This window comes from Alcanivorax sp. HI0044, from assembly GCF_001634945.1.
In genome coordinates this window covers 1-1,453 of record NZ_LWEZ01000555.1, presented here as the reverse complement: position 1 = coordinate 1,453, position 1,453 = coordinate 1, and the positions used below count along the sequence as shown (strand labels likewise).

The following is a 1,453-nucleotide window of genomic DNA, read 5'->3' as shown; positions in this document are numbered from 1 at the left end:
CTATTCGACGAAGACCTGAAATTTCTCGACACCGCCTTGCGGGATGCCATCGGTGAGCACCTGATGGTATGTCTGCACCATCACCCGGTCCCGATGGAGTGCACCTGGCTGGACACCCAGGTGGTGGGCAGTGCCGACCAGTTTTTCCAGGTCATCGACCGCCATGAGCGGATGCGCGCCATTATCTGGGGGCATGTGCACCAGGAGTATGACGCGCACCGCAACGGGGTGCGGATGATGGCGGTACCCAGCACCTGTGTGCAGTTCAAGCCCAAGAGCGAAGACTTTGCCGTGGACGATGCCAATCCCGGCTACCGTTGGCTGGATTTGCACCCGGATGGCCAGATCGACACAGGGGTGAGCCGGGTGGAAGGCATCACCTTCGAGGTGGATTTCACGGTCAAAGGTTATTGAGTGTCGAGTTGAAAGTTTAAAGTTGAAACGCGAAGACAGGTAGCCGTGACATTGGCAGGCCCTTTCTCCGCGTTGCCAGAGGGGCAGAATCGCGGGCACGGTCGAGCGATTGCACGCGCTTTTCAACTTTAAACTTTCAACTTGCAACTCCTCCCCATCGCGTCAAACTCCTGAACAGCGTAGTAACGAGGAGTGATCATGACTGCCCCGCAAATGTCCCTGATGTATATCCACGGCTTCAACAGCTCGCCTGCGTCCCACAAGGCGGGGTTGCTGCGCTCGGTGTTCGAGCAGGCCGGTTGCCCGGAGCGGCTGATCGTGCCGGCGTTGCCGCCGTCGCCCCGGCTGGCCATGGCGGAGCTGGATGCGGCCATTGCCGGCGCCGGGCCGGTGGCGCTGCTGGGCTCGTCGCTGGGCGGTTTTTATGCCACCTGGCTGGCGGAACACCACGATCTGAAGGCCGCAATCGTAAATCCTGCGGTCAGACCGTGGCGACTACTGGACAAATACACAGGTATCCAGCATAACTACCATACCGGCGAGGCCTACCAGTTCGATCCGGTCTGGCTGGAGCAGTTACGGCACTACGAAGTGGCAGAGATCACCCAGCCGGAAAACCTGCTGTTGCTGACCCAAACCGGTGACGAAACCCTTAACTGGGAAGACGGCTGGGACTATTACGGTGACTGTCACCGCTATTGTGGCTTGGGTGGCAGCCACGGCTTTGATAACTTTGACGCCTTCATACCGCTGATGCTGCGGTTTTGTGGGATTGAAATACACGCCTGATGCCCGAGGCCAGATGCCGGCCGTGTGATACATCATGCGCCCGGCATCTGGCGTCCTGCGTCTGGTGCTTCTGGAAAATCTATGGCCAATAACTATACGTCCGAAAATATTGAAGTGTTGTCGGGCCTGGACCCGGTGCGTAAGCGCCCGGGCATGTACACCGATACCTCCCGCCCCAACCATCTTGCCCAGGAAGTCATCGATAACTCGGTGGATGAAGCACTGGCCGGCCATGCCAAGTCGATCAAGG

The 1,453-nt window shown here is 58.7% G+C and carries 1 protein-coding gene and 1 pseudogene; both read left to right on the top strand.

Annotated features, from left to right (window positions below; translation table 11 throughout):
• Nucleotides 1-414 (top strand): annotated as a pseudogene (locus A3730_RS31205) (phosphodiesterase); the annotation flags it as partial.
• Nucleotides 415-612: 198 nt separating this feature from the next.
• Nucleotides 613-1,203 (top strand): YqiA/YcfP family alpha/beta fold hydrolase, encoded by a 591-nt coding sequence (locus tag A3730_RS06580; RefSeq protein ID WP_063519678.1) that lies wholly within the window; start codon nucleotides 613-615, stop codon nucleotides 1,201-1,203.
• Nucleotides 1,204-1,453 lie beyond the last annotated feature (250 nt).

What these genes read in the sequence shown, in the direction of transcription:
- A3730_RS06580 (WP_063519678.1), top strand. Translation starts at nt 613, where the DNA reads ATGACTGCCCCGCAAATGTCCCTGATGTATATCCACGGCTTCAACAGC.